Annotated in this window: 18 protein-coding genes and 2 pseudogenes; 13 read left to right on the forward strand and 7 right to left on the reverse strand. The window is 58.5% G+C overall.

The window, feature by feature from the left end; genetic code table 11:
* Nucleotides 1-155: 155 nt before the first annotated feature.
* Nucleotides 156-806: a GntR family transcriptional regulator gene (locus CMG77_RS01735; protein ID WP_502691725.1), complete on the forward strand. Its 651-nt coding sequence runs from the start codon at nucleotides 156-158 to the stop codon at nucleotides 804-806.
* A gap of 362 nt (nucleotides 807-1,168) precedes the next feature.
* Here the strand turns inward: CMG77_RS01735 and CMG77_RS01740 are convergent, their stop codons facing one another.
* The 3 genes from CMG77_RS01740 to CMG77_RS01750 form a co-directional block, all read right to left on the reverse strand.
* On the reverse strand, nucleotides 1,169-2,245 hold the full coding sequence (locus tag CMG77_RS01740) for a glycoside hydrolase family 11 protein (protein WP_502691718.1): 1,077 nt from the start codon (nucleotides 2,243-2,245) through the stop codon (nucleotides 1,169-1,171).
* Between the two features lie 519 nt (nucleotides 2,246-2,764).
* Nucleotides 2,765-3,913, reverse strand: coding sequence for an SO_0444 family Cu/Zn efflux transporter (locus CMG77_RS01745; RefSeq protein ID WP_502691719.1), 1,149 nt, complete (start codon nucleotides 3,911-3,913; stop codon nucleotides 2,765-2,767).
* A 101-nt stretch (nucleotides 3,914-4,014) separates the two neighbouring features.
* Nucleotides 4,015-6,852, reverse strand: a complete 2,838-nt coding sequence (locus CMG77_RS01750) for a TonB-dependent receptor (protein ID WP_286903509.1) — start codon at nucleotides 6,850-6,852, stop codon at nucleotides 4,015-4,017.
* Between the two features lie 343 nt (nucleotides 6,853-7,195).
* Between CMG77_RS01750 and CMG77_RS01755 the strand changes: the two genes are divergently transcribed.
* The 7 genes from CMG77_RS01755 to CMG77_RS01785 all read left to right on the forward strand — a co-directional run bounded on the left by CMG77_RS01755 (nucleotide 7,196) and on the right by CMG77_RS01785 (nucleotide 14,167).
* Nucleotides 7,196-8,527, forward strand: a complete 1,332-nt coding sequence (locus CMG77_RS01755; RefSeq protein WP_286903510.1) for an alkaline phosphatase PhoX — start codon at nucleotides 7,196-7,198, stop codon at nucleotides 8,525-8,527.
* 335 nt (nucleotides 8,528-8,862) lie between these two features.
* Nucleotides 8,863-9,363, forward strand: a complete 501-nt coding sequence (locus CMG77_RS01760; RefSeq protein WP_502691726.1) for a MotA/TolQ/ExbB proton channel family protein — start codon at nucleotides 8,863-8,865, stop codon at nucleotides 9,361-9,363.
* Complete coding sequence (locus tag CMG77_RS01765; RefSeq protein ID WP_123638128.1) at nucleotides 9,353-9,748, forward strand: ExbD/TolR family protein; 396 nt, start codon at nucleotides 9,353-9,355, stop codon at nucleotides 9,746-9,748. Before CMG77_RS01760 ends, CMG77_RS01765 begins: the two co-directional genes overlap by 11 nt.
* A gap of 30 nt (nucleotides 9,749-9,778) precedes the next feature.
* Entirely contained in the window at nucleotides 9,779-10,195 is a 417-nt protein-coding gene (locus tag CMG77_RS01770) for an ExbD/TolR family protein (protein ID WP_024461072.1), read from the forward strand.
* A 68-nt stretch (nucleotides 10,196-10,263) separates the two neighbouring features.
* Nucleotides 10,264-10,950 (forward strand): energy transducer TonB, encoded by a 687-nt coding sequence (locus tag CMG77_RS01775; protein ID WP_502691727.1) that lies wholly within the window; start codon nucleotides 10,264-10,266, stop codon nucleotides 10,948-10,950.
* 2,513 nt (nucleotides 10,951-13,463) lie between these two features.
* Entirely contained in the window at nucleotides 13,464-13,853 is a 390-nt protein-coding gene (locus tag CMG77_RS01780) for a PH domain-containing protein (protein ID WP_286804847.1), read from the forward strand.
* The gene (locus CMG77_RS01785) at nucleotides 13,853-14,167 is read left to right on the forward strand and encodes a hypothetical protein (protein ID WP_286804849.1); all 315 of its coding nucleotides are present in this window, start codon (nucleotides 13,853-13,855) and stop codon (nucleotides 14,165-14,167) included. The genes CMG77_RS01780 and CMG77_RS01785 overlap by 1 nt, the downstream gene beginning before the upstream one ends.
* A 28-nt stretch (nucleotides 14,168-14,195) precedes the next feature.
* On the opposite strand, the gene trhA is transcribed toward CMG77_RS01785, so the two are convergent.
* The gene (trhA, locus tag CMG77_RS01790) at nucleotides 14,196-14,855 is read right to left on the reverse strand and encodes a PAQR family membrane homeostasis protein TrhA (protein WP_286804850.1); all 660 of its coding nucleotides are present in this window, start codon (nucleotides 14,853-14,855) and stop codon (nucleotides 14,196-14,198) included.
* Nucleotides 14,856-14,961: 106 nt separating this feature from the next.
* Here trhA and CMG77_RS01795 point away from each other — a divergent pair, with 106 nt between their 5' ends.
* Both CMG77_RS01795 and CMG77_RS01800 read left to right on the forward strand, forming a co-directional pair.
* A complete protein-coding gene (locus CMG77_RS01795; protein ID WP_286804851.1) occupies nucleotides 14,962-15,921 on the forward strand; it encodes an HPP family protein in 960 nt (319 codons plus the stop codon).
* A gap of 22 nt (nucleotides 15,922-15,943) precedes the next feature.
* Complete coding sequence (locus tag CMG77_RS01800; protein WP_170162880.1) at nucleotides 15,944-16,651, forward strand: glutamine amidotransferase-related protein; 708 nt, start codon at nucleotides 15,944-15,946, stop codon at nucleotides 16,649-16,651.
* Here the strand turns inward: CMG77_RS01800 and CMG77_RS01805 are convergent, their stop codons facing one another.
* The 3 genes from CMG77_RS01805 to CMG77_RS01815 all read right to left on the reverse strand — a co-directional run bounded on the left by CMG77_RS01805 (nucleotide 16,652) and on the right by CMG77_RS01815 (nucleotide 22,260).
* Nucleotides 16,652-18,211 (reverse strand): cation:proton antiporter domain-containing protein, encoded by a 1,560-nt coding sequence (locus CMG77_RS01805; protein WP_123638121.1) that lies wholly within the window; start codon nucleotides 18,209-18,211, stop codon nucleotides 16,652-16,654.
* A gap of 150 nt (nucleotides 18,212-18,361) precedes the next feature.
* Nucleotides 18,362-19,195, reverse strand: a complete 834-nt coding sequence (locus CMG77_RS01810) for a 3-keto-disaccharide hydrolase (RefSeq protein ID WP_286806232.1) — start codon at nucleotides 19,193-19,195, stop codon at nucleotides 18,362-18,364.
* Nucleotides 19,196-19,359: 164 nt separating this feature from the next.
* The gene (locus CMG77_RS01815) at nucleotides 19,360-22,260 is read right to left on the reverse strand and encodes a TonB-dependent receptor (RefSeq protein ID WP_286806231.1); all 2,901 of its coding nucleotides are present in this window, start codon (nucleotides 22,258-22,260) and stop codon (nucleotides 19,360-19,362) included.
* A gap of 502 nt (nucleotides 22,261-22,762) precedes the next feature.
* On the opposite strand from CMG77_RS01815, the pseudogene CMG77_RS15695 reads away from it, so the two are divergent.
* From CMG77_RS15695 to CMG77_RS01825, 3 genes and pseudogenes are all read left to right on the forward strand, one after another.
* A pseudogene (locus CMG77_RS15695) lies at nucleotides 22,763-23,086 on the forward strand (cellulose binding domain-containing protein); the annotation flags it as partial.
* A 21-nt stretch (nucleotides 23,087-23,107) separates the two neighbouring features.
* Nucleotides 23,108-24,433 (forward strand): annotated as a pseudogene (locus tag CMG77_RS01820) (endo-1,4-beta-xylanase); the annotation flags it as partial.
* Nucleotides 24,434-24,711: 278 nt separating this feature from the next.
* The gene (locus CMG77_RS01825) at nucleotides 24,712-25,263 is read left to right on the forward strand and encodes a hypothetical protein (protein ID WP_286806228.1); all 552 of its coding nucleotides are present in this window, start codon (nucleotides 24,712-24,714) and stop codon (nucleotides 25,261-25,263) included.
* Nucleotides 25,264-25,322 lie beyond the last annotated feature (59 nt).

Raw genomic sequence — 25,322 nt, forward strand, 5'->3', positions numbered from 1 at the left:
GAACCCGTNGGGCCCGATACGGAGTGTCGGGCCCGNCTTCTTCTGGGGTATACTNGNAAAACNANGACAAGAACTGACCAGACGAGGCGANAGTGGCAAAGTCAGCAGCGAGCATTCCTTCCTCCAAAAAACGCCGAATCGCTGGCAACCGGTCGGTGTCCGCTCAGATTTTTGANTTCATCCGGGATGCCATCGTCAGNATGGAGTTTCAGCCCGGGCAGATGATTCCCGAAACNGCNCTNGCCGAACAGTTTGGTGTCAGCCGCACNCCGGTGCGCGANGCGCTGATCAANCTGGCCAATATCGGNTTTGTTGATGTACTCCCNCANCGGGGCACCTACGTCTCGAAGTTCAGCATGGAGAACATTCTGGAGGCCCGNTTTATTCGCGAGGCGCTGGANCTGGCCGTCATTNCCCACGTGGCCGAGCATGCGGACGATGAGTTGGTAGNAGAGTGTGAAGCCATTCTGGAGGAGCAGCGCATTGCGGCGGAAAACGATAACGCCCTGGCGTTCCAGAAGCTGGACGATAACTTCCANCAGACGCTGTCGGGGCGNACCGGGTATCATCGTGTTACGCAATTGATCGAATCCGAAAAAGCCCATATGGACCGAGTGCGCAACCTCAGTCTGCACATGAGTGGTCAGTACCACCGGGTGCTCGATCANCATCGCGATATTCTCAATGCGGTGAAAAATCACGACCCCGAGGCGGCCCGCAAGGCCATGTCCGTGCATATGCAGGATGTGTACAAGGTGCTGACNCTNATCCCGCGCGAGCATCCGGANTATTTTCAGGACGAGTGAGNCCTGGGTNAATGTAGCGCTTCAGNTTNCCTGANGATGTTCGGATGTNGNCTCNTGCTCNGCNNNGGGGNTGNCGTCTNGTGANTGATACNGCTCGTTNTCCTGATTTTTGTNGATGCACTGTTCGTANGCCTGACTNTANTCCNNNTCNNCGNTNTGCTGGGCNTCCCNNGCNCACATNTCTTCGACGGAATACGCATCGCTNTGGTANATATCCACNTGNGCAACAACCNATGANCTGGCGCTNCTCAGCGTNAGNGCGANAATTGANANGNGTAGTCGATTCATANNCGGTGACTCATCAAAAAAGGGGAGTGCAAGANACACTCCCCGGTAGAACGACCTGGTGGTCAGTAAGTGAGTTACAGGTTGCCGTAGCCNATGGCACCGTTGCAGTGCAGCCATTCACTATTNGAGCCACCGCACTGGTTGTTTTGCCANACNCCGGTGTTGTAGCTCTGATTCTCAGACTGACGGGTGGCGCCGTTGACCTGAATGTAATCCACCTGCACATCCCGACCGCTGGCGTCGTTGCCATACTCCACAGTGATGCCGCCGGTCGCGCTTCCGTTCCAGGTATAGTTGCTCATGTTGGTGGACAGGGTCCAGGTGGCCACGGTGTTGTTATCNANGCGCAGGCTGATNTGNTCATCGCCATTTGTGCCGCGNGCGCGCACCACGATCTCGTTGCCCCCGGTGTTGCCGCCGCCGGCGTTACCGCCGCCACCGCCACCACCACCGGTGCCGGATTCCCAGACCGACACATTGGCGCTGCCGCTGCTCTGGTAACCTTCTGTCGCCATGACCTGATAATTGTGGGTTCCCAGNTACCAGCCCTGGTTGGCCCAGGCGTCAACGTGATTCTGGAANGTGATGGTGTTGTTGTTGCCCTGTGGACGCTTGGAGGTCCGGACGCTCCAGTACTGATAGAANGTTGTGTTGCCTTCGATGGAAGGCTGATTGACCCGCTGGGTGCGATACAGGTCNTANGTGCCACCGTCGGTGGACACAGTGCCTACCGANGTNCCACCCGGTGGCCGCCAGCTGCCCCAGCTATCCACCACGTAGTATTCCACCAGAGGGTTGGTACTCCAGCCATANAGNGTGAGATACGAGTTNCCNGAAGGCGAGTAGTTNCCGGCGTTGTANCCNATGATCCGGTTGGACGCCCCGGTGCTCCAGCCCTTGCCGCCAACAAAGTTGCCGGTGTTGGACCACTCGTAGCCGTAGTTGCCTTCNGAGCCCAGCGTCATGCAGGCGGAGCCGCCGCCATCGGTCCAGTGAGTNTAGTAGTANCCACCGTTGGTGCCGGTCTGATTGTCACANATGGTCTGNGCATTGGCNGCCGAGATACCCAGCACGGCCGANCAGGTGAGCAGGGCGGTAGAGAGNGATTTTATCCAGCNTCTCGCCCCGGCGTTGGTTTCAAATAAAGGCATACTTTGATCCTCGTGATTGAGTTATTTTTTTCGTCACGGGCTATCCGCCGTAATCGACGAAACAGGCTTTCGTCACTGTGAACGCCCGCCACGTTAGAGGCCTTGTCAGGTTTGACAGTACATCACTGACTCATGGGCTGGGGTCGCGTTATGATTATTGTTGGTTAGCATGCACCCGTCAGGCCCGAGTAGGTCCTTTTTAATCCTCAGTGTGATCTGAGGTTGAATCAGTGTCGGGAAGTGTTGACTCGAGACNACTTAAAGTCAAATTAACCATAAATGNAAAAAGGTTGTTTCATGTNTATATATTCAGAAAGACTATAACAAGCTGTGGTCGGAAGNCTGACANGGAGCGGCGCTGGAANTTTTGCCAAAAGCAGTTGTGGAACGACTTGGAGGCGGTATCCGGCCGATCGTCAGGTTATCTGAAAAGCGGATGTCNAAATCCGTGGTTTGTCGCCAAAATAAACGCCCGATATTGCGAATTGATATAAGCTGACCGACAACATGTAACCGTATTCAGAACAGCACTCGTCTTCGCAATGGCGTTATTGCCAGCGCGGCAAGCACCGCCAGCGCGACCGCCTCGAACCAGGTTGGCAGAAGTTCTCCGGTGGCACCNACCTGGGCCTCAGGGGCGATANCCAACCACTGCACGGTCTGATCCGCCACCAGTCCGACAAGAACCGTCGATACCAGAATNCCCAGCAGATACAGCGCCATGACGGCGGCGCCCATTTCTTTGCGCATGACGGCCAGGGTGGCCATGCTGGTAATGGGGGCCGCGAGGAGAAANACCAGGGCGGTTCCGGGCGAGACGCCTGCCACCAGCATGCCTGCGGCNATGGGGGTGGCAGCGGTGGCACACANATACAACGGTATACCGACAATCGCCATCAGAAACATGGCGGGAAGGCCGCTGCCGTGCTCGGCCAGGGCCTGAGGCGGCACCAGCGCCATCAGAATGCCAGCGATCACCAGACCGGCCGCCAACCAGCGGCTGATATCATCCAGCAGGTCGGCAAACGCATAGCGCAACCCGTCCCGCAGTCGACGGGACANGGAGGTCTGTGTGGTCTCGGCATTCGACCCCGCTGCAACCGGGCGGGTGCCACAGGTGTTGCTCTGGCAGCAGCCTGCCTCGTCGCCGACGTGCCTTTTGGGCTCATGGTGTCCTGACGTGGCGGACCTCGTCCGGGGGGCGTGGTCCGCCAGGGTCACCAACAGGCCGGTGGCAATGGCGGTAACGACGGCGCCAGTGGCTCGGGCGACCAGCATGAAGGGACCCAACAGGGCATAGGTGATGGCAATAGAGTCCACACCAATCCCCGGTGTGCCGATCAGAAAAGCGGTGGTGGGCCCCCGCCCCGCGCCGCCCCGGTGTAGGGCAAAGGCGGTGGGAATCGCGCCGCAGGAGCAAAGAGGCAGTGGCGCACCCATTACCGCAGCGCGGCTGACGCTGGCCAGTCCCTGACCNCCCACCCAGCGCAANAGGGCAGCCTCAGGAATCAGGGCTTTGATCAATGCTGCGGCCAANAGGCCGGCCAGCAGCCAGGGCGCAGCGGTCAGGGCAACGTTCAGAATCTGTTCGAGTACCACCATAGCAAGAGACTCCAGAACCGGTCTGGTGACAGGCCAAGGGAGATTATGGGACCAGTGTACACCCATGGGACATGGGATGCGGTCGGGAGAGTGGGGAGACAAAANAAAGCCCCCCGGCGCACCGGGGGGCTGACGTCAAGGGCCTATGGGCCCCTGAAATTCGGCGCTTAGAAGTCCAGACGCACGCCGGCTTCAATGGTGGGGCCGTATTCTTCGTACTGGGAGTTGAATTCAGAGCTGCCCCAGTAAGCGTACAGCGGCTCGTCATTGATGTTGACCAGGTTCANATACACCTGGGCCATGTCGTTGATCCGGTACTTACTGGTGATGTCCACTTGCAGGTGGTTGTCCTGGTAGCGGTCAAACATCGGATCGGAAGCGTCATCGGTTTCTTCGAAAAACTCGCTGCGGTAGGCCGCGGCGACGCGAATGTTGAAGCCGTGCTTCTCATAGCCCAGAGCAAAGCTGGCAATGTGGTCAGACTGGCCGGGCAGGGGGATACCGCTGTCGCGCTCGGGCAGGTCGGATTCACTGTCAGTGAAGGTGTAGCTGGCATCCAGCAGCAGACCGTCCCAGGGTCCCGGCAGGAAATCGAACTGACGGATATAGGCCAACTCGATACCGTAGAGCTCGGCATCCCCGCCATTGATGGTCTGAGTCACCTCATCAAAGGCTTCAAACGGGGCTTCACCGGCGACATTGGCGGTCAGGAAGTAGTTGCTGATGTCCTTGTAGAAGAAACCGGCGGACATCAGGCTTACCCCAGTGGGATAGTATTCCCAGCGCAGGTCAAAGTTGGTGGACTCCAGTGGCTCCAGGTCCGGGTTACCCGTTTCAGCGACCCGCTCGATGTCATCACCGGAGCCTTCGATTTCGATGATCTGCCAGGGACCGGCGGCTTCAAATCCCGGACGGGCGATGGTGCTGGTCAGCGCGGCCCGCACGGCCATGTTGTCCTGCAGCGCGTAGTTCAGGTGCAGGCTGGGCAGTACATGCGAGTAGCTTTTGCTGTCTGAGAAAGCGTTCAACTGGGGTTCGCCGTCATTGACGTTTTCGTCGATCGTCACCTGGGTGCCCCGGGCCGCGTAGTCGGTTTCTTCCACACGCACACCACCAATCACGGTCAGGCGCTTGAACTCGGCTTGGGCCATGACATAGGCGGCGTTGATGTCTTCTTCGATATCGTAGTCCTCGGCCGCACTATCGATCAGGCTGTCTTCGGCATTCAGTTCGAAGTTATCGCGGTTACCGTAGAAGAAGTCGCGATACTTGTCACGATCCACCGCCGGGCCAAAATCGCCCCGGGGCGGATAGTCCACGGGCGAGTCCTGGGCAAAGTCGGCAATACTGTAGGTATCACCAAAATCTTCGTAAATGCTGATGTCGATATTGTTTTCTTTTTCGCGCTGACGGGTCTTGGCACCGAACTTGATGAAGCCCGGCACTTCACCGAACATCACATCGCGCTGGGCGTTGAAGGCAACCGCCAGTTCGCGCTCTTCGTTGAACACGCTTTCACCTTCGGCGGACTCGAGAATGAAGTCGCTGGCGTTGCTGCCCTGATCGCCAATAACGTACAGCAGCGGCTGCTGGGCATCACCGGACTTGTCGTAACCCATGGCGACATCTTCCGCCAGAGTCTCACCGGTAATTTCCAGGTCGCCCGCTTCACCGGCCGTGGCATAACCCAGGTTGTAATCAAAGGTCCAGTTGTTGCGCTCGTTCTTACCGCCCAGGCTGTAGCTGGTGATATCGACAATTTTATTGCTGTCGGAATGCGCTTTTTCGTATTCAGCCCCAACGAATTCGCCGCTGTCCGCATCCAGACCTTCAATGTCGCCTTCCTCAAATTTGAAGATGTTCTCTTCTTTGGTTTCAGCGTCATCGAACTCGCTGTACATGGTGCGCAGATAGTACTCGTCGGTATCGGTCGGGCGATAGTCAAAGTTCAATGCGACGCTGGTGCGCTTGCGGGTCAGAACGTAGTCCCGCTGTTCACCTTCCAGCAGAGCGTTGACCTCATTGCCTTCCGGCGTTTCGGTCATTTCCCAGGGAGCCCCTTCGATGCCGTCGGAAACGGTATCGCGATCAAACTGGCTGACGGCAAATGCAATCCCCAGGTTATCTTCACCATCGCCAATGCTGAACAGGTCGGTGTAAGACGCCGAGATGTCCGGGCTGGTTTCTTCATTGGTGGTGTTGTAGCTGCCACCCACCGTGACGCTGCCGCTGCGGCCACCCAGATCAAAGGCGGTCAGGGTTTTCACTTCGATGTTACCGCCGACGGCGTCGCCGTCCATATCCGGCGTAATGGCCTTGGTAATCTCGACCGATTCCACCAGATCCGAGGAAATCGCATCGAGGTTTACCGCGCGCGAGTCGGCTTCCGGCCCCGGAATACGCATGCCGTTAATGGTGGTGGAGTTGAAGCTCGGATCAATGCCGCGAATGACCACAAAACGGCCTTCACCCTGGTCGCGCTGAACGGACAGGCCGGGGGCGCGTTGCAGAGCTTCGGCGACGTTCTGGTCCGGGAAGTTGCCCACCGAGTCTGACGACAGCACGTCGATTACCGAGGGCGCCCGACGACGACGGTTGATCGCCGCGGCCTGACCCGCCGCCTGGCTGTCGATCAGCAGACCTTTCAACTGATTGGCATTGTCCTGCTCGCTGCCACCACCGATGCGGATGCTGACCTCGGCGGTTTCGCCGGCGATGACCGTCACGGCCACTCGCTCTGGCATGGCACCGCCGTACTCTGACACCAGTTCGTACTGGCCTTCCGGCACATTGTTAAAACGGAAGCTGCCATCGCGACCGGTCACTTCCCGGCGGCGTTGGCCTTCAATACGGACTTCCGCATCGGGAAAGGTGAACTCGCCGGTGGCGTCGGTCACGTGGCCGCTGATGGCCCCTGTGGATTGGGCCTGGACGGCTGCGCAGAGCGCAACCAGCCAGAGACCGAACAGACCTCGCAAGAGGTGTTTTACTTTCATCGTGTACATTGAGCTATCCCCTGAACATAAGAAATAACCATCTCCGGAAGAACATCCTGTTCTTCCGGAGTGGCTCGGATTTTGTGGTAGAGGACGTCACGCTAGCGGGTTCATATGACAGTCGGGCGACAGTCATTTGAACAGCAGGTTAAGCTTTCATGACAGGCGTGTGGTCGGAGCTGTCACTCAACTGTCACCTTAAGTTCACCGTTCAGTCACGCCAGGGTCACATACCGGGAGCACACTCAAGCTCATCAAAATCGATGCAGAGCGCGCAACGATGCATTCAGGGTAGAGTGCGTCAGGGCGCTTTATTGTGATCTGTAAAAACCATTTGATTTCTGAGCCTGTTATGAAAAACGTAGAATGCAAAGCGACCGGGAACCGCGAAGGCCTCGTCAATGAACAGCGCCGCCGCCTGTTGCAGAGAAGTCTGATCGCTTCGGGGGTGCTCGCGGTCGGTCCGGGCCTGTGGGGTTGCACCACCCAGGGTTCTCCCCGATCCGCCAAGCCCTTGGCGCTGAAAAAGAAAGTCAGCAACATTCCCAACCTCGCCGGCACCTTGCACGAAGTCGTGGTTGAGAATGATCCGAACACCCGAATGATGGTGCCTCGTGGTTTCTCCGTTCGCGAAGTGGCGCGCACGGGACAGCGGGCCTATGCCGGTTCTGATTATGTTTGGCATGCACTGCCCGACGGTGGCGCCACCTTCCCGATGGACGATGGCGGCTGGGTGTATGTATCCAACTCCGAAGTGGGAGCCTGGCGCCAGGGCGGCGTGGGTGCACTGCGCTTTAACGCGCAAGGCGAGGTGGTCGACAGTTACGCCATCTGTACCGGCACCACCAACAATTGCGCCGGTGGCCCCACGCCCTGGGGAACCTGGCTGACCTGCGAAGAAATTGATGAAGGCCTGGTTTACGAGTGCGACCCCACCGGTCGTCAGCTCGCCGTGCCTGCACCGCTCTTGGGTGTGTTCAAACACGAGGCCGCGGCCGTGGACCCGGTTCATCGTCATATCTACCTTACTGAAGATACCGAGGACGGCAACTTCTATCGCTTTGTGCCCGAGTACTACCCTGAGGGTGGGCGTGCCGATCTGAGCAAAGGGCGGCTGGAAGTGGCAGTCGTGACCGGTGACGATCCGCTGCAGACCCGTCCCGTGCAGTGGCACACAGTGCCCAATCCGGTTCCCCGTCTGGGCGGTGAAGATCCCGAACGCCGCGAACGGCCCACCCGGAAACAGGTAGCCGATGCCGAACAGTTTGATGGTGGGGAAGGCTGCTGGTATCACGAAGGCATGGTGTACTTCACCACCAAAGGTGATAACCGAGTGTGGGCGCTGGATACCAACGCCAATACGCTGGATCTGATTTACGACAAACAGTCCGACCAGGCCTTCAATCCCGGCATTGACGATGTGGACAATCTGGTGGTGTCCGCCGGTGGTGACGTGCTGGTGGCTGAAGATGGTAGCGAAATGCGTCTGGTGGTGGTCGGTGCCGATATCACGCCGTTTGAACTGGTGAATGTGGTCGGTCAGCGTGACTCGGAAATCTGTGGTCCGGCATTCAGTCCCGATGGCGAGCGTCTGTACTTCAGCTCTCAGAAAGGTTACACGGGCGATCACACCGACGGCCGAATTTACGAGCTGCGCGGCCCATTTTTTGTAGACGCCGGTTAATCACGTCGACGCCGATGATCACCAAGTCCATGTCGGGTGGATAAGGCCAAAGGCCGCCATCCACCAACACCGAAAGTGAAGTAGAGGTCATTATGAACGGTTTCAGTTTGGCAACGTTAGCGGANTTATTGGAGCTGGGTGGTCCAGTGGTGATGGTTCTGATGCTGATGTCAATTTACGCCNTGGCGATCGTCGTACTGAAGTTATGGCAATTCCGCACCATCCGTCTCGGCGAGCGCCGTTTTATCGATCCGGCCATAGACGCCTGGNGCAAGGGTGACACTCACAAAGCCGGCGAATGTCTGAAAGGCCAGCCCAACCCCATTGCCCAGGCCATGAACCTGGTGGTCAAGGGCAGTGAAGCGGGCATTCCCGAAGACAGCCTGCGGGAAGAAGTGGCCCGCACCGCAGCCCGGGACATCAATGTCCTGCGTCGGCATTTTCGTCCGTTGGAAGTGATCGGCAATATCGCCCCGTTGCTGGGCTTGCTGGGCACGGTGATTGGCATGATTGCCGCGTTCAACCAGTTGGAAGCGGCCGGCAGTCAGGTGGATCCGTCGGTCCTCTCCGGCGGTATCTGGGAAGCGCTGCTGACCACCGCCGTGGGTCTGGTGGTGGCGATTCCGACGGTGGCGGCTCTGAACTTTCTGGAGCGCAGTGTCGAGCGCCTNCACGAAGATATGCAGGATGCGCTGGGTCGCGTGTTTACCAGTCGGGTTTTCAACCGCGTCACCGCTGATAGCACCGAACCNTCGGTGAGCGAGCGCAACTCGTCGAAAGCCGGACAACGCACCAAGTCCGCTTCGTTGGAAGGGGCCCTGGCCGGTGCAAATTGAAGTCGCTCCCCGTCGTAAGCGTAGCGTCAGCCTGACACCACTGATTGATGTGGTGTTCAACCTGCTGCTGTTTTTTATGCTTGCCTCCAGCCTCGCCCAATGGAGTGGCCTGGAGTTGGCGACCGGTAGTGAAACGGCCAGCAATGACGATATTCCCGCAGCCGATATCTATTTGTTGGGCGACGGAGAATTTCGTTATGACGAGCAAACGTATCCGCTCCAGGCACTGGCAGAGCAACTGACTCGGGACCTGGAGGCTGAGCGTATTTCTTCGGTGATACTGCGCGCTGAGGATGGCGTCAGGCTCCATGAATTGATCGACAGCTTTGACCAGTTGGGCCATGCCGGTATTCAGGCGTTGGCGCTGGGCGAAACCGCTGATTGATCTGTCCACCGCTGTAACCGAAACCTCGCTATGTTGAAACAGACCGATTTCTCCCTGCCGCCCATTCCCCGGCGAACCACCAATGCGGAGGACAATGTCCTGCCGCTGATCAATGTGGTTTTTCTGTTGCTGATCTTTTTTATGGTCAGCGGCACCCTGATCCAGGAACCACCGTTTGCCGTGACCCCTGCCACCACTCGTCACGCTGAGGCACTGGACAGCCAGCCGGAATACCTGGCCATTGGTGCCGATGGGCGCTTGGCCTGGATGGGCGAGGCCATAGAGCCGGCCGGATTAGCGGAACGTCTTGCCCAGCGCGAGCAGCCTGAGGCTCCCTTGCAGGTGCGCGCTGATCGCCGACTGGAAGCCCGCGTCCTGACCGAACTGTTGGCCGAGTTGCGTGCCGGCGGTGTTGCCCAGATTCAACTACTGACTGAAAGCGAATGATTCAACAACCGCGACCCGTCCACTGGCTGTTGGCCCTATCCCTGGCGTTTGCTGTGCACACCCTGGCCATGGTGCGTCTGGATTCAGACCGGGAAACCGTGCACCGCGCGGAAGATCCCGGGGCCCAGTCGATCACCATCGCGCTGGCACCGCCACCCAAGCCAGCTCAGCCGACGCCGGCCCCCGAGCCCGAACCTCAGCCGCAGCCGGAACCTGAGCCCGAGCCTCTGGAATCTCCGGTCAAAACGCCGGAACCCGAGGAGGAGCCAGAACCACAACCGGAGCCGGAACCAGAACCTGAGCCGGAGCCAAAACCCGAACCGGAGCCTGAACCCGAGGTTCAACCCGAGCCGGAACAGATCGTAGAGACGGACGAGTCGACCGAGTCCGCTGATGAGCACAGCGATCAGGAGGCCAAACGCACCGCGGATCGGCAGCAGGCCGGTGCGACGGGCGGCATTCAGGATGCGCCGCCGGATTACCGCACCCAGGTCAGCGCNTGGTTGGAACGCCACAAAGAGTATCCCATGAGGGCCCGTCGCAANGCCGAGCAGGGCATGGCCATGGTGTCATTCACCTTNGACCGGGACGGCAACATCCTCGATTACGAACTGATGCGTCCGACCGGGCACAACAGCCTGGACGAAGCGGTTGAAGAAATGCTCGAAAAGGCCAACCCCTTGCCCAAGATGCCCGATGACATCGCCCAGAGCCGCATGACCTGGACGCTGCCGGTGTACTTCCGNCTGAATTGACCGNCGGTATCTTCACCGGACACTGTCAGCCTGAATCCATGTCGAAATANACAAANGTACGTCCTNAGGAAAACCATGAACCACATCATGAATGTTGCGCCGACTATGGGCTCTGTGGCGCGCCAGCCTCGCGTCATAGTCCCGCTGTTGGCCGGTGCGCTGAGCGCGTTGCTTTTACTGGGTTGCAACAATACCGGACCTAAACAAAATCAACCCGTAGCCCAAACGGAAATCGATCGGCAAACCGCGTTTCGAGTGCGCTCGGAGTTCGGTTTGCCGCTGAATGACGATGGTGGTTGGGCCAGCGACACCAACGAGCCGGCCACCGTGTTCGCCGATGAGCCCTTCCGGATTCGCTTTGAAGTCGAAGCCACCGAAGCGGATAACACCGCGCGTCGTTACCCGCTTGACGTACGCCGCAATAATGGCGAGTGGGAGCCCCTGGGGGCCGAAAATTTCCCGCAGCCCGCCAAAGTGTACGAACTCGATTTTGATCGCCAGCCCAGTGACGCGATGGACGAGCTCTGGCACCTCATCAGCGGCGACGCCTCGGCGCTGTCCTGGATAGCGAATGGCGATGAAGGACACCTGACGCTTCAGTCTGACGACTTGGCACTGTTGGCCCTGGGGCGCTATGAAACCCATTGGGAGCCACTGGAGTTCGCGGTTGACCTGCGCCTGCCAGAGGTGGACGCCCAGGCAGGCGTCGTGTTNGGTTATGAGGATGCTGAAAACTATTTGCGCGTGGACGTAAAAGCCGGTGACGCCGTGCAGGTGGTCCGCGTCAGTGAAGGTANGGAGTCCACACTCGCCACTCACCCGTTCGACATCAAACCCGGACAGTGGTTTGAGCTGAAACTGATNCTGGCGGGCCAGGACCTGATCGTGGAATACCATGATGAGGCACTGGTCTTTACGGAAAACCTCAAACGGGACATTCCCNCTTCCGTCGCCGGACTGTATGTGCCGCAAGGAAGTCGGGCGGACGTGCGGGCCTTGGTGGTGGAAGGCCAACCNCNNTCGCCNCGCACNAGNATTATGGCCAGNGCATCNTTCGNGCACGGTGCCCCAACCCGGGATCTGTTNANCGTCTCCCTGCNACCGTTCACNGGTGGTGCCGGNNTCAGNTTCGCGGATCGTACACCGGTCTGGTCACCTGAGGGCGGGCACAGTGAATGGGAATTTCCCATCGTGATTCGCCGCTTTTCCGACGAAGCCGCCCTCAACGAGTCCGGTGACCGTTTCGAGTATCGGCTGGTGGATCAGACGGGAGAGCCACTGGCGTCGGAGGTGCTGGCCTCGGTAACCCTTGAAGTCGCCGATGGTCACCTGGGAGGTACCTTTGTGGAAACGCCCATGCGCATCGGCCCCTGGGAGGCGAGCAATGGCGATCTTTACTTTCTGATGGAACCGGCGGAAACCTGGAATGCCCTGATGACTGTCAAGTCCACCAATGGTGGAGAGAGCTGGTACGAAGTGGATGGCGCACACCGCCCCAAAACCGGCGACCTGGAAGGCTTCGCCTCGGTTCGGGTGGACGACAGGATCCATATGCTGCACCAGACCTCCGATCATGTGTTCTATCACGTGTTCCGCACCTCAGATCACCCCGAGCAACCGGATACCTGGGCCATTCGCGACGAACGACTGGCCTCCCCCGAAGAGCCACCTACCCAGGTGGCCGATATCGCTGTGCGCTCCGATGGTAGCGTGGTGGCGGTATACGGTGGCCCCGATAAAATTCACTCCCGCACCCGCTCACCCGAGGGTGACTGGAGCGAGGAAACCGTGATTGATGCCGACATCGGTCCGGCTCTGTCAGGCCCGGCGCTGGTGCTCGGCAAGCATGGTGTGGTGCACCTGGCTTACACCGGCGATGACGGCAGGGCGTTCTACCGTCAATTACTACCCAATGATGAACTGACCGAGCGGCAAACCATCGCGGAGGGACTCGGCACCGATAGTGAAGATATCGGCTCCATTCTGCCCCTGGTGTATCAGCCGGAGTCCGAAACGGTCGTGATGATTTATCGGCGGGCGGACGGCTATCTCTGTGAGCGGCGGCTCGACGCCAAGGGCAACTGGAGTGACCCGGTTCAGGTGAGCGACCGCACCGTGGTCCAGAACGCCGTTGACGCCGATCAGACCGGGGCGGACGCCATCGCCTATGGCAACAGTGTCCAGGTGCTGTTTATTGAGGAGGATACCGGCCACCTCTACCACACCGAACACGGTGGTGAGGGCGACTGGAGTGAAGCCCGGTTGTTGGTCGACGATGAATCGGTGCAGTGGGTGCGCGGTGCGCTGGTCAAACGGAATGAAGCTTCTGCGGCTTATGGCTACGTCTATGACGGCGGCGCCGATGGTGGCTCCGGCAAGAACCGCTACCGGGAGCTGCCACTCAAGGCACGCTGAAGTTCAGTGAATCGTCCGGGGTGTGAACCACCCCGGCTGCAGGGGGCGCACGGGAGTGCTATTATCAAGCTCATTGACCCAAGAACAAGGAGCCTGCCATGAGCGAACCCCTGTACTCCGAACACCCCGCCATGTTCAAGAACAACCCCATCGGTTTTATCGTCAGCCTGTTGCTGATTCCGGTTTTCGGGCTGGGGCTGCTGATTCTGCTCTGGTGGTATTTGCAGTGTAAAGGCTCACTGCTGACGGTGAAAGAGCACGACATTCTGTACGAACAGGGCCTGCTCAGTAAAAACCGGGCCGAGTTCAGTATTTCGGGCATTCGCACCGTGCGGGTCAACCAGAGTTTTTTCAATCGCATTTTTGGCGTGGGTACGATCCAGATCTACACCGCTGGTGACCAACCTGAAATCGAAGCCAAGGGGATGCCCGAACCCAACCGGGTGCGCGAATTGATCAAGGCCCGCCAGAACGGAGGCGCCCGGTAATGGTGGGGGAAGAAGATCGCAAGGACAGGAACGAATCCCGCAAGATTGCCATTGTCCTGGTTTCGCTGGTGGTGTTGGTGGGCGTGGCGGCGATGTTGCTTTTGCCCTCCCTGGCCGAATTCTCCGCGTCCTATCTGGAACCCGGCATGGGGCTGAAAACCGCCGCCATTGTCTCCTTCTTTGTCACCGTCGTGCTGTTTCTGGTCTTCGCCGTGGCTTCCGGCGACGGCCTGTTGGGGGAGTTGCAGTTTATGCTGCTGGGCTTCTTCCTGTTTTTTGTGATTTTCTGGTTGATGATCGCCTGGATTTTTTGATCGTCTGTTTCAAGTCGCTTGACCCACCTCAGTGGGCATAACCAAACACCGCGACAAAGTGGCATAGGGTGCCGCCCAACACAAACAGGTGCCAGACAAAGTGGGCGAACTTGACCTTCGAGTCCAGCACATAGAACACCACACCCAGCGTATAAGATGCGCCACCCGCCACTAACCAAGCGATACCGGCGGCCGGTACCTCGCGGGTTAGCGGGTGCATGGCCACCAGCACCATCCAGCCCATGACCAGGTACAGCCCCACCGAGAGTACCGGGTGGTGCAGCTTCCTCAGGCTCTTCATCAACACCCCAAAAGCCGCCAGCACCCAGATGATGCCAAACAGCGTCCAACCCCAGGGGCCGCTCAAGGCGCCCAGTGTAAAGGGGGTGTAAGTGCCGGCAATCAGCAGGTAAATGGCCGAGTGATCGATGTCCTTGCAAATCCGTTTGGCCCGTCCCTGCGGCAGCATGTGGTACACGGAGGAGGCCAGGTACAGCACGATCATGGTCGCGCAGAAGATGCTGACGCCCACCACAAAGGCCGGGTCCTCCAGGCGAATGGCCCGGGCCACCATGAACGGTGTGGCAATAATGGCGGCAATCAGGCCGATCCCGTGGCTGATGGTATTGGCGGCTTCTTCGCCCACCGTCTGCAAGCGGCCCTTCAGAGCCTGAGTGGCTGTGTTCATCAAGTGCTCCCGACGTGAATTCCTATGCTGAGCGCCAGCATAACCGACGCATGGTGGTCCGGCTAATGATACTATGCGCACTTTTTTGGTGCATAAGGACAGTTTGGTGTCTATCTCCTCTCTCTGGCGAGAAATTCTTGCCTATCTTGGCATTGAGCGCAACCGGACCCGTCACAGCGAAAAGCTGCTATCGGCACTGGGTGCCTTCGTGGGCATTCTGGCGGTCTATGGTTTCTCCCACTGGTATCTGGCCGACGTCGGTGCCCTGTTGATGCTCGCCTCCATGGGCGCTTCGGCGGTACTGCTGTTTGCCGTACCGCACGGGGCATTGTCCCAACCCTGGGCGGTGATTGGCGGCCATCTGGTCTCCGCAATAGTCGGGGTCAGTTGCCAAAAGTTGTTCCCCGGTACGCTCTGGACGCCGGCCCTGGCCGTTGGGCTGGCGGTGGCCGCCATGCATTACCTGCGCTGCATTCATCCGCCGGGCGGTGCCACCGCTCTGGTGGCGGTCATCGGTGGGGCCAGTGTACATTCCATGGGTTACCACTATGTGATCACCCCGGTGGCCCTGAATGCGCTCACCCTGGTGGCCACGGCGGTGGTGTTCAACAGCTTTTTCGCGTGGCGCCGCTATCCGGCCCACTGGAGTCGCCGCCTGGACCATACCAGACACGCGCCGCCCAAAGTCGGCTCCATCACCCTCAGTCAGGAAGATCTGGCGGCCGCCATGGAGCAGCTGAATTCCTACGTCGACATTACAACGGAAGAGCTGGTGGAGCTGACGCAGCTGGCACGCGAACACGCCGAGCAGCAGGTCGAGCACCCGCAGCGAATTGATGCCGGTCGTTTCTACAGTAACGGAGAGTTGGGGAATCGCTGGTGTGTGAGGCAAGTCGTTGATGCGGCGGATGCCGCGGAACAGCGCCGGGATCAGGTGATCTATAAAAACGTCGCCGGCGCCAACGCCTATGAGACCGGCATTTGTCAGCGGGAAGAATTCAGGCAGTGGGCGCGCTTCGAAGTGGTGGAATCCGGCGGAAGGTGGGTTAAGCTGGGCGGCAGTTGATCAACAAGACGGGAGTCAGTGCATGCGATTGGCCATTCTGGATGCGGATATTCTGAGAGAGGCGTTGCAGCCTAAGTACCACAGCTACGGCCGAATGTTTGAGGCGCTGTTCGAGCGTCAACAGCTCGATTGGGAGATGGACATTTTCAGGGTCATTGAGGGCGACTATCCCTCGGACATGGATCAGTATGATGCCTACCTGATCACCGGCAGCCAGTACGATGCCTTTTCCGATGAGCCCTGGATTCGCCGACTGCGTGAGTATGTCCGGGCGCTGTTCGAGGCGGGTAAACCGATGGTGGGTGTCTGTTTTGGCCATCAACTGCTGGCGCACGCGCTGGGTGGAGAGGCCGGGCGCGCGGACACCGGTTGGGGCCTGGGGGTGATGACCTATCCGTTGCTGACCAAGCCACCGTTTGTGGATGATGCCGAATCGGTATCGTTGATCATCAGCCACCGCGACCAGGTGACCCGCTTACCGCCCGACGCCGAACGTCTGCTCAGTAACGACTTCTGTCCGAACGCGGCCTTCCATATCCCCGGTCGGGTTCTGGCCATTCAGGGCCATCCGGAATTCAGCGTGGACTACGCTCAGGCCCTGTTGCAGTACCGCAAACAGGAACTTACGCCAGACCACCTGGCCAGGGTGCTTGAAAGCTACTCGGTTCCTCACCAGGGTGAGCGTGTTGGCCAGTGGATGCGCCGGTTCCTTGAGCAGGCCGTCGCCTGATCAGTGCTCGGCCCGGCCGGTCTGCATGTACTGACAGATGTGCTCGGCCAGGCTGGTGCCCGCCTCGTTCATCGTCAGGTAAGTCCGGTTGGCGCCAGCGGCGTCGATGCGGTTGGCTTCATCCTCGTACAGGCTATGGGAAACGATATAGCCCTCAAAGCCATTGCTGCGCAGTTTTTTGGCGGAAATGATCTTCGCTTCCGAGTCGCTCATGCTCAGGACCACCGCCTTGATCTGGGTCATGTCCAACCCCTGCCAGAAGGCCTGATCCTCGGCGTCTGCGAACAGAATATTGCGTCCCGCCTTACGGTGTTTGTCCACCTTGCCGGGGTCCGAATCCAGGGCAATCAATTTATAGCCCTGCTTCTGCAGGCGTTCGTAGGCGGCGGCACCGGTGCGGCCCATACCCATCACCACCACCTCGGCATCACCCAGGGAGATCGGCTGCTCGTCCGGATGCCAGCTATCCCGTTCCAGCTTCTGCAGGCGGTTGGCCAGCTTCTCGTAGAGCGGATGGGCGATGTGGTTGAGCGGTGCGGAGAGCACGAAGGAAAACGCCAGGGTAATGGCAATCGGCACCAGCCACTCCGGCAGCGCAACACTGGCGACGATCAGGCCAAACTCGCTGTAGTTACTCAGGCTCAGGCCAGTCAGAAAGGCGCTGCGGGCGCGCAGCTTGAAAGCCAGCAGCAATACGAAGAACAGCAGCCCCTTGAGGGGCAGCACCAGCGTCATGATGGCGGCAAAAATCAGCATGTCGGCGTCGGGCAACCCCTCCATGCCGATCTGCAGAAAGAAACCTACCAGAAACAGTTCTTTTACGCTCCAGAGCGAGTTGGACAGCTCGGTCGCGCGCGGGTGATTGGCCAGCAGGGCGCCAAAGGCCAGCGCTCCCAGTTCGGAGCTGAGTCCCACAGACTCGAACCCCTGGCCACCTACGGCCAGTGCCAACAGCAAGCCCAGCAACATCAGCAACTCGTCGTGGCCACTCATGTCGAGCAGGCGATAGAACACCGGACGCAACAGCGGCAGAGCGAAAATCAGCAGCGCCCACCAGGAGGGCGTCTCGCCGTTGGCAAAGGCCATGACCACCAGGGCGATCAGGTCCTGCACAATCAGAATGCCGATGGCCACCCGTCCGTGAAAGGCGCGCAACTCTCGCTTGCTGTCGAGCACCTTGGCCGCCAGCACGGTGCTGGAGAATGCCAGCGCCACCGCCAGCATGCCGGCGGTGTAGGGCGAGATATCCATAAACAGATAAAACGCCGGGGCGAGCACCAGACAGGACACGGTAAAATGCAGCAGCCCGCCGCCGATCACCTCCGGGCGCACCAGGTTGCGCAAGCGCAACTTCAAGCCCACTGTAAACAGCAGCAACAGCACACCCAGGTGGGCGATATGATCCAGTATTTCGCCATTCTCTTCGGGGAGGTTCAGTGCCGGGGCGACCGCACTGATGGCAAAGCCGGCGGCCAGGTAGCCGATCAGGTTGGGCAGGCCCATCCGGTGAACCAGAAATCCCAGGGTGAAGGCAAATGCGATCCAGACGGCTTCCAGCATGAAAAGCTCCGATGGTGAAACAAGGGGTCCAGTATACGGGTGGCTAGTATATCTGACCAACGCCAATAAAAAAGCCGTCGCCCGGACTCGGACGGCGGCTCAAGCGAGATGGTCAATGAGGGATGGCCGGTCACTCACCCCGGTGCATCATCAGTAAGTGCAGGCGTCCGGGTCGTTTGCCACAAAATAGGACTTGTAGTTGCTGGCACTGTCGTCCATGCAGCCCTTCAGGTTGAGCAGGCGCACCGAGCGGAATTCGATAGGGGCGCTTTCCGCCTGCAGTGCGATATAGCCCTCGTGCAGTAGCGTACCGTCATCCAGTTGCATGCCGCTGTACCGGATGACCTCTTCACCTTCCACCCGGTGAATCGCCAGGTCATTGCCGTGCACTTCCACTTCAGCGGTGACCCACTGATCGCCGTGATAGGTCTTGCTGGTCGACTCGATGATGTGATCCTCGCGCAGCTCGCCCTCATAAACCGCATGAGTACCCGGCGTTACCAGATTGGAGGTGTGGCGCTCATCGGTGCCGTTGCCACCGAGCAGTTGCACCTCCATGCAGGCGGGGTAGCCCTGGTCGATTGCCATTTCATACGGGGATTGGGCGTGATACATGATGCCGTTGTTGCGAATGGCCCACTCTGGCGCACCGGCGACCTGTTCGCCCACAAAGCGGTATTCCACCTCGATGCGGTAGTGGGAGAAGGGCTCCTTGTAAAAAATGTGGCCCCAGCGACCGTTCAGTTCATCGTATTGGTCATAACTGACCACGATCTTGCCGTCCTCCAGGCGGAAGGTGTTCAGGGTGTTTTCGCCCGGAGGAGAGCCGGCAATCTTGATGATCCAGTCATCCAGATCCTTGCCGTTGAACAGGTCGACCCATTCTTCCCGGTCGGCTTGATTGGGGGTGTTGGGTTGGCTGTTACAGCCGGTCATGACCGCAGTGGCCAATCCGATACAGAGCAAAGGTTGGGTCCAGCGCATTGGGGAGTGCCTCGTGTGTTTATGATTTATCGTACTGGGTGGGAATGATGCCAAATTTATTATGTAAAAACAAAGTTGCTATATAAAAAAGGCCGGTGAACGAATTCACCGACCAAGGTGTTACGTCCCCATCCCTGGGCAGGAGGTCTCAGCATCGCACCGCGTTAAAAGGAGCCGCGAATACCAAAGGTATAGGTGGCGCCGGGGTAGAAGGCGTCAAAGGTAATGCCTTCGTACTGATGCCAGGTGCCGACCGGTTCGTCGGTGATGTTGTAGGCATCGAAGGTGATGGTCAGGTTCTGCTCTTCAAGCACCGGCAGGCGATAGCTGCCGGAGAAGTCCACCTGGGAGCGGTCCATGGACTTGAGCTCGAACCCATTGGTGTACCCGGACACCGATCCATCCTGATGGTAGTAGGTCATACGAGCCTGCAGACGGTCGGTTTCGTAGAAGGCGGTGAAGTTGTAGGTCCAGTCGGAAATGCCGGTCACAATGGCATCCTCGTCACTGGCGCTCTGGTTAATGTGGGTGGCACTGGTGTCAAAGCCCAGGCCTTCCACAATAAAGTCGAGCGGCATTACCCAGATGGCTTCATAGCCAGATAGCGTGGTATAGCCATCCACATTACTGCGGGTACTCACCTGAGTCGTACACACGGTCGGGCCGCCACACTCGGCCAGTGCCTGCTCCCGGTCCTCGCCGATGTTGTTGATGTCCATGCCGTAGTTGGGCAGGTCCAGCCAGTCCACGGTCAGGGTGTCGGAGCGGGTGAACCCGGTCACTTCCTTGATGAAGTGAGTGAAACCGACATAGCCGGTATTTTCAAAATACCATTCACCGCCAATGTCGAAGTTGGTGGCTTCGAACGGTGTCAGGAAGGGGTTGCCGGCACGCACCGATTCGATACCGGAGCTGCCCCAGGCTGAGTTGGGGAACATGTCCGCCGGGTTAGCGCGGGTCAGGCTGCGCGAACCGCTCATGCGCACTTTGATATCGTCCCGCAGGTCGTACACCATACTGAACGAGGGCAACACTTTGCTGTAATCCGCCTTGGTTTCGCTCTGGTCGGTGCTCACCGTCTGTTCGGTATCCACCCAGCGAATACCGGCGTTGATGCGCAGCGGCCGATCATTCACCTGCTGCTCAACGTTGCCTTCCACATACAGGCCCAGCATTTCTTCACTGATGTTACCGACGGTCTGGCCAAACTGGTCGCCACTGGTTTTGATCGGCTCGAAGTCGTCATAGTTGGTGGCCTCCTTGATGCGCGCCCAGTCCACCTGGGCGATACCGGAGTACCCGTTATAGCCACTGATGTTGCTGCCCAGGTCGTCAACCAGTGATGGGCCGAGGTAGTCAGAGAAATTCAGGTCGGCATCGGAGCCGTCCACAAAATTTTCCTGAAACTCCTGCGTGCCGCCCCAGGCGTCCATGTTGCTGGAATTCTCATCCCAGGCCAGGCCGAACTTGATGCCGCTGACGTCGGCATCTTCGCCCCAGGCGAAGTCCGCATGGAAACCGTTGGTTTCGGTTACCCGGCGGTTGCGCTGGATACGGAACCGGTCGCCGAACTTCTCATTGTCCTGAATGACGCCGTCTTCGTTCTGGTCAAACTCCTGTTGCCAAGTCCAGCCAATATCGGGGCTGGCCGGGTCGAGACTGAAGTTGAACGAGGGCAGAGTGCCGGACACGGTGTACTGCATGGTCGCACCGGGGGACATATACAGCACATAAGGCTCGTCGCGATCGAATTCTGACTTGGTATAGCTCGCCGAGATGTCGGCCTTGAAGTCATCGCTGATCTGCCAGGCCATGCTGGGCATGAAACTGACAAAGTTCAGGTCTTCGGTGTACTGATGCGAGCCTACCCAGATGTGGGCGTTGTAAAAGGTTGCGTCGGTGACATAACCGTTCTCAACCGTGACATCTTCGGGGATGATGGCCGCCCCTTGATGCAGGTAGTTGCGCCGTCCCCACAGCATGGCTTCGGTACGGGTGAAGTCACGATCGGCCTGGGCATACATGGTGTCCAGGACGAACTCCATATCGTCATTGGGACGGAACTCCAGCGAGAGCAAGCCGGTCATCCGGTCGCGGTCGCCCACGGCGGTCATCGGACGGCCGAGATAGGGCAGCAGGGCGGTGTCCAGTGTCTCGGCGTCCAGACCAGAGGTGGCTACCGGATCGACCGGGTCACCCACTGCCACGCCGTCTTTGGCCGCCGCATAGTCCGGTGTGGCTTCAGGGCTCCAGAAAAAGTGGTTGAAGCCTTCGCTGCCTTCGACACAGGCCGAGTTGGTGCGCTCGGGGTTACTCCACTCGGCCACACAGCCGTCGGTGTAGAGCGCAACCGCTTCATAGCCGTCCACCCGGGAGCTTTTCTGCTCACCGGCCAGACCAAACAGCACGCCAAACTGTTCGTTGGAGTTGCTATACATGAACGAATACTTGGGGCTGACATCCTCGCTCAGCTCGCTATAGGCCCCTTCCAGGGAGTAACTGAAATGCTGGCCATCAAAGTCGGAAGGGCGCGCCGTGCGCATGTTCACATAACCGGATACCCCGCCTTCGAGCTGGCCGGCCGTTGCGGTTTTGGATACCGCCAGGCTGCTGAACAGCTCGGTGGGGAACAGGTCCAGGTCCACTTCGCGGTTGCGGTTACCGGAGGTCAGGCTGCCGGTAGAGGCCACCGCCATGGCATTGCCGTTGAGGGCAATTTTGGTAAAGCTCGGTCCCAGACCCCGCACAGAAATCTGCTGGCCTTCACCGGTCACTTCACGGTTGATCTTAACGCCGGGAATTCGGGCCAGGGACTCGGCCAGGTTCTGGCTGGGCATGTTGCCGATATCATCGGCGAAAATCACATCCGAGAATCCGTTGGAGTCCCGTTTGGCGTTGGTCGAGTTGAGCAGTGATCCGCGGTAGCCCGTGACGACCACCTCTTCAAGGCCGGTGGTGGCCGGGGCGGCCTCTTCATTGGCCTCCTGAGCCTGAGCAAAACTGGTGGCACCGATGGCAAGGCCCAGCAAACCCAGTTTGCTGAGGCGGAAGGTTGGGGTTTTCATGATGAACAATCTCCAAGCTGGCTTATCGTTATGAAAATTGGCGCATTATTCATTTCGCCCGAGAAGTGGGAGGGCGAAGTAAGACCGGTCAACTTATAGTCATCCGATCTCTAAGTCTTAAAGTAAGACATGTATACAAGTATGTCAATAGCCTTGACTGTGACTTATTGGGCAGTGCGAACGGGGAAATTGGCAGATTTCGTGATGCGTGGCACAAACCGGAGAAACAATAAAAGGATCAGGCGCCAACCCCTTAAGTTCAATTTGACAATATGTAGGTGCGGTAGTTAACTCCAGAAGACGCCTACGGATCGGCGGTACCCAATAGCGCTTAATAACCCGTTCTAATAATCAACAATCAGCGCTATTCACTTAAGTTGTTATTGAGTCGAACCTCCGTCGGTGAGCAGGCGTTTTCTTGCATTCATTTGCAACACTCCACATGCCAATAATGACTTGAAACAGGAGTTCGAAAATGACCCACTTACTACACAGAAAACTGATGTTGGGGGCGGCGTTATTTGTATCCGCCCAGGCGGCGCAGGCCATAACTTCCGGCTCCGCTGAGGCCACCTTGAATGTCGATAACCAGTGGGGCTCTGGCTACTGTGCCAGCGTCACCATCGACAATAATGGCGGTAGTGCCATCACGGACTGGACCGTCGGCCTGGATCTTAATGGCAGTAGCATCAACAACCTCTGGAACGGCAACCTGAGCGGAACCTCAGTGACTCCCGCTGCTCATAACGCCACCATTCAAGCGGGTAACAGCACCGGCTTCGGCTTCTGCGCCAACGGTGGCAGCATTGCGGAGTTGGCCTCCCTTGATGTGGCAGGGGGCGATGGATCGAGCAGCAGCTCCAGCTCCGACAGCTCCAGTAGTTCAAGCAGTTCCAGCAGCTCCGATGCCGGCGGTGACAACAGCGTGACCGTGCGCATGAGTGGCGTGACCGGCGACGAAAGCGTCAGCCTCGAAATTGGTGGCCAGACGATCGAAACCTGGACGTTGAGTGTCGGCATGCTGGATTACACCGTGAGCACCAACGCCACCGGAGAGCTTCGCGTGGCCTTTACCAATGATGAAGGTGATCGTGACGTGCAGGTGGACTATGTGATCGTCAACGGCGTCACCTACCAGGCGGAAGATCAACAGGACAACACCGGCGCCTGGGACGGAGAGTGCGGTGCGGGTTCCTATTCGGAAATGCTCCACTGCAGCGGTTCCATCGGCTTCGGCAACCCGTTTGATGGCAGCAGTTCGTCTTCCAGCTCCAGCAGCTCCTCCAGCTCCAGCAGCAACCCGAATCCGGGCAACCCGGACTTCCCGCCCTTCCACGTGGGCAACATCACCACCAACGGCCAGGTCCGCTCCGACTTTATGCAGTACTGGGATCAGATCACCCCGGAAAACGAAGGCAAGTGGGGCTCGGTCGAAGGTACGCGTGATCAGTACAACTGGGGTCCGCTCGATGCCATCTATGACTTTGCTCGCGCCAATGGCATTCCGGTCAAAGCTCACGTACTGGTGTGGGGCAGTCAGCGTCCCGGCTGGATCGATAGCCTAAGCCCGGCGGAACAACGCGCGGAAATCGAAGAGTGGATCAGCGACTACTGTGACCGCTACCCCGATACCGAAATGATCGACGTGGTGAACGAAGCGCTGCCCTCGCACGCACCGGCCAACTACGCCGAGAGCGCCTTTGGCAGTGACTGGATCACTGAATCGTTCCGCCTTGCCCGTGAGCACTGCCCGAACGCGGTTCTGATCTATAACGACTTCAACTTCATGACCTGGGACACCGACGCGATCATCGATATGATCCGCCCAGCCGTGAACTCCGGTTATGTGGATGCGCTGGGTCTGCAAGCCCACGGTCTGTACAACCCGCGCGTCTGGACCGGTCCGGAGATTGAAGCCAAGCTGGATCAGATTTCTGAGTTGGGTCTGCCGCTGTATATCTCCGAGTACGACATTCAGGAGTCCAACGACCAGTTGCAGCTCGAGTACATGCAGACGCACTTCCCGATCTTCTACAACCATCCCAATGTGGTGGGTATTACCCTGTGGGGTTATATCGTGGGTGCCACCTGGCGTGAAGGCACCGGCCTGATGACCAGCAGTGGTCAACAGCGGCCGGCCATGCAGTGGTTGATGGAGTACCTGAACCGCTAAACGCAATAAACTGGAAAAGGACTTCCAGTTTTCTCCCCGTTATATTCGATTTCCCGTCCCCCCATTATTGTATCTCGCGCGCGCCAGTACTCATGCGCCTAAACCTCTTGCGCTACACCGCTAGGCCTTTGACAATAGATCAGCCCGGAGAATCTAAAACCGTGGTTTTTGAGTCACTAGATTGATACTGCGGAAAATTTGCCCTAAAGCGCTATAGTGAAGATGTGGCGGGCAGGACACAGGCCGGCGCTGATGATCCCAATTTGAGGAGATTGACCATGAAACCTTTAAGTCTCTTGGCACTGGTGTGTTTGGGTGCCATCTCGGCGGCCGTGTCGGCCGATGAGCGTCCGGCCCAGATTTACCTGAACGAAAACCTGGGGTTTAACATTGAAGGCTATAACTACGCCCAGGATGAGCTGCCCTGTGAGATCGAACAAAGTCTGGTAAGCAGCATTCTTGAACGGGCCGAGAAGCAGGGCCTGGTCATGCAGGCCGTCAGCACCGCCGATAAAATTAAGGCTGGCGATATCCCCGTGTTGGCAATCGACATCGAGGGCCTGACGTTGGGCAGCGAGGAATTCACCTTTGGCATGAAATCCAACTCCAAGCTGCCCGCGGTAAAGGTCACTACGGCGCTGATTCACGCCACCGCGCCCAACAGCGTGGTTACGGCCAGCCACAGCTGCGGCTTTGCCTCGCTCAGGGATTTCACACCCAGCAGCAACGTGCTGGACATGGGGACCGCCTACACCGTCTGTTCGGCCACCCAAAGATGCCTGAAGGACCTGAGCAAGGACATTGTTGAGTGGTTGGTGCCGTTGCTGTGACCGAGCTGTAGCCTCTGGCTGACTTCCGAAGTGACCGGAAAAAGACCGTAACTTTGTTG

Source organism: Marinimicrobium sp. (genome assembly GCF_002695945.1).
GTDB lineage: Bacteria > Pseudomonadota > Gammaproteobacteria > Pseudomonadales > Cellvibrionaceae > Marinimicrobium > Marinimicrobium koreense.